Source organism: Variovorax sp. P4_D9 (assembly GCF_056401695.1).
Genome location: NZ_JBFUIU010000903.1, coordinates 1 through 3,419, shown reverse-complemented (window position 1 = coordinate 3,419; position 3,419 = coordinate 1). Strand labels below are relative to the sequence as shown.

The following is a 3,419-nucleotide window of genomic DNA, read 5'->3' as shown; positions in this document are numbered from 1 at the left end:
GCGCCTCGTCGCCGTCGATCGCCTCGCCCTCGTCGTGGCCCCACTGGCGCAGCGCATGCAGGCCCAGCGCCTCCACCTGCAGTTCGGTGACGCGCTGCTGCAGCGCCGAGCCGCGCAGCTTCAGCGCCGACACCACCGCATCGAGGTCGTGGCGGCTCTTCTCCTCCGACAGCACGCGCAGCACCGAGTATTCGAGCGCGAGCAGGTCGACCTCGACGCGCGCGAGCTTGCGGGCGAACTCGGGGCGCTCGATCAGGCGCTGGCCGTTCACGCGCTGCACCGCGGCGATCTCGCGCGCCTTCTCGAGCTCGCGCTTGTTGAAGTAGAGGAAGGCGCTCGCGGTGCGCTCCTTGCCGAGCAGGTACTTGGCATAGGTCCAGCCCATGCCCGGCTCGCCGACCAGGTTCTCGCAGGGAACCCGCACGTTGTCGAGGAACACTTCGTTGAGCCCGAGGCCGCCTTCGATCGAGACGATCGGCCGCACCGTCAGGCCCGGCGTGTCCATCCCGATCAGCAGGAACGAGATGCCGCGCTGCGGCTTCACGTCCGGGTCGGTGCGCACCAGGAAGAAGCCCCACTCGGCCATCGAGGCATCGCTGGTCCAGATCTTCTGGCCGTTGACGACGTAGTCGTCGCCGACCCGCTCGGCGCGCGTCTTCAGGCTCGCAAGGTCCGAGCCGGCGTTGGGCTCGGAGAAGCCCTGGGTCCAGAACTCGTCGCCGGCCAGCATGGGCGGCAGGAAGCGCCGCTTCTGCGCCTCGGACGCGAACGCGAGCATCACCGGCGCGACCATGTGCAGCCCCTGCCAGCTGTAGTCAAGTCCGTCGGCGTCGTACAGCTCCTGCATGAACAGGTGCTTGCGCAGCGGGCTCCAGCCGGTGCCGCCCCATTCGAGGGGCCAGTGCGGCGCGCCCCAGCCACGGCCGTGCATGAGCTTCTGGAACGCCCGCACGTCGTCGCGCGTCGGCGGATGCGCGCCGATGTAGAAGCGGCGCGCCATCGGCGGCGGCAGGTGGTCGCGGAAGAACGCACGAACCTCCAGCCTGAAGGCCTCGTCCTCGCGGGAAAACTCGAAGCGCATGGACACTGTCGTTTCTGGTTGGTCAAATATATGAACGTTATTCGCTTATTCTAACGATGTGAAGCAGGCTGTCAATGCCTCGTCGCGTGCGCAGAGCACGCGCGCGGGCTGCGGGTCGGCGAACAGCTCGGCCACCGCAGCGGCACGGCGGCGCAGCACCACGACCGGGCTGAGCGTGGCCTTGGCGGTCATCTCGCCGCTGTCGAGCGTGGCCGGCTCGCTCTCGACGACGATGCGCAGCACGCGGTTCGAGCTGCCGGTGGCGCCGGCGTCCAGCGCATCCAGCCGCTGCTGGAAGGCCGCCCGAACGAGTGGACTCGCGATGACTTCGGCCGCGGGCGCATCGGCCGGGAGTGCCGGGTCGAGCGCACGGCACGCCGCGAGATCGGGGAATACCAGCGCGCCGACATGGTTCTCGCCGCTGCCGGCGATCACGACGTCCTGCACGAGCGGCGAGAACGCAGCCAGCGCCGTGCAGCGCAGCGGCCCCGCATGGACCCAGGTGCCGCTGGAGAGCTTGAAGTTCTCGGCGATCCGGCCGTCGAAGCGCAATCCGCGTTCAGGATGCGGGGGGTCGACGAAGCTCGCCGCGTCGCCGAGGCAGAAGTAGCCTTCGTCGTCGAACGCGGCGGCGCTGCGCTCGGGATCGTTCCAGTAGCCGGGCGTCACGCAGTCGCCCCGCACGCGCAGCTCGAGCTTGTCGTTCACCGGCGCGAGCTTCAGTTCGACCCCGGCCACCGGCAGGCCGACGATCGCCTCGCGGCGCGGATCCCAGCTCGTCGTCAGCGGCACCGGGCCGCACTCGGTGGAGCCGATGCCCGAGACGATCAGCACCCGCTCGCCGCAGTGCTTCACCGCCACCTCGTCGAGGCCGGCCCAGATGTGCGCGGGCAGCACCGCGCCGCCGTAGTACAGCAGCTGCAGCCGGGCATAGAAGCGCTCGCGCAGCAGCGCGTCGTCGCGCAGGTGCGGCAGCAACGCGGCCAGGCCCCCCGGCGTGTTGTAGTAGATCGTCGGCGACACTTCGCGCAGCGCGTCGACGCTGGGCCGAACCGCCCCGACCATCGGCTTGCCAGGGTCCAGGAAATAGGAGCCGCCGCAGTACAGCGCGATGCCGAGGTTGTTGGTGCCGCCGAAGGTGTGGTGCCACGGCAGCCAGTCCACCAGCACCGGCGGCTCGTCGAGCAGGAAGGGCATCGCCTGGACGACCTGCTGGCGGTTGCTGCAGAGCATGCGTTGCGTCAGCATCACGCCCTTCGGCTCGCCGGTGGTGCCGGAGGTGAACATCACCTTGGCCACCTGCTCGGGCCGGATCGCGTCATAGGCCGCGTCGACCGCGTTGCCCGGCGCGGCTTCCAGCAGCGCGGAGAACGGCGTGGCACCGCCTTCGGCGTCGCTGGCCACGAACTCCGCCTCGGGGAAGGCCGCCCGCGCGGCACGCCCGTAGGCCGCGGCGCTGGACGCATAGACCAGCCCCGGTCGCACGCGTTCGTTCAGGAACTTCAGCTTCGCATGGTCCTGCGACAGCAGCGAGTACGCCGGCGTCACCGGCACGTACGGAACGCCGACGTGCGTGCAGGCCAGCGCCAGCAGCTGGTTGTCGAAGTCGTTCTCCGACAGGATCATCACCGGCCGCGCGGCGCCGAGCCCGCGGTCCAGCAGCGACTGGCCGATCGCCCGCACCTTGCCCAGCGTGTCGGCGAAGGACAGGGTCTCCCAGGCGCCGGTCTTCGGCCCGCCCGGCGGGCGGCGGGCGAGGAACACGTGCCCGGGCCGTTCCAGGGCCCACTGGACCAGCCGGTCGGTGTAGCGCCGCGGATAGCGCTGCAGCGGCTCGGCGAGGCGCATGCGGACGCCGCCATCCACGTCGTATGCCACCTCGCAGGCGACCGGCCCGAGCCGCACAGGCCGGATCGGCGCATCGAACGAGGGATCGCGCTGGGACATGGAAAGTGTCTCCTGAATCATGGCCGCGGATGCGGCGGAGCAGTCATTTAATTGAACATCGTACTAGAATTCGAACACGAGAGACAAGCCAATCGCGCCATGACCGACCTCCTCTACGAACGCTCCGACGACGGCATCGCCACGCTGACGCTCAACCGGCCCGATGCGCTGAACGCCTTCAGCTTCCCGATGTACGAGGCGCTGATCGCGCAGCTGGAGGCGCTGCGGCACGACGCCGCCACACGCGTGCTGATCGTCACCGGCGCCGGTCGCGCGTTCTGCGCCGGCCATGACCTGCGCTCGCCCGGTACAGCGCCGTGGGTCGACCCGGCGCTCGGCAAGCCCTACGTGGCGAAGCACTCGATCACGCGCATCGCGCAGATCCCGCTCC

Annotated in this window: 3 protein-coding genes; 1 reads left to right on the top strand and 2 read right to left on the bottom strand. The window is 69.8% G+C overall.

Features of this window, described 5'->3' with window-relative positions; genetic code table 11:
- The coding region (locus tag AC1DY5_RS47990) for an acyl-CoA dehydrogenase family protein (RefSeq protein WP_478121392.1) at window positions 1-1,081 on the bottom strand (1,081 nt) is incomplete at its 3' end.
- 45 nt (window positions 1,082-1,126) lie between these two features.
- Window positions 1,127-3,028, bottom strand: coding sequence for a feruloyl-CoA synthase (locus AC1DY5_RS47985; RefSeq protein WP_478121391.1), 1,902 nt, complete (start codon window positions 3,026-3,028; stop codon window positions 1,127-1,129).
- 99 nt (window positions 3,029-3,127) lie between these two features.
- Here AC1DY5_RS47985 and AC1DY5_RS47980 point away from each other — a divergent pair.
- A partial coding sequence (locus AC1DY5_RS47980) for an enoyl-CoA hydratase/isomerase family protein (protein ID WP_478121390.1) occupies window positions 3,128-3,419 on the top strand: 292 nt, incomplete at its 3' end.

What these genes read in the sequence shown, in the direction of transcription:
- AC1DY5_RS47985 (WP_478121391.1), bottom strand. Translation starts at nt 3,028, where the DNA reads ATGTCCCAGCGCGATCCCTCGTTCGATGCGCCGATCCGGCCTGTGCGG.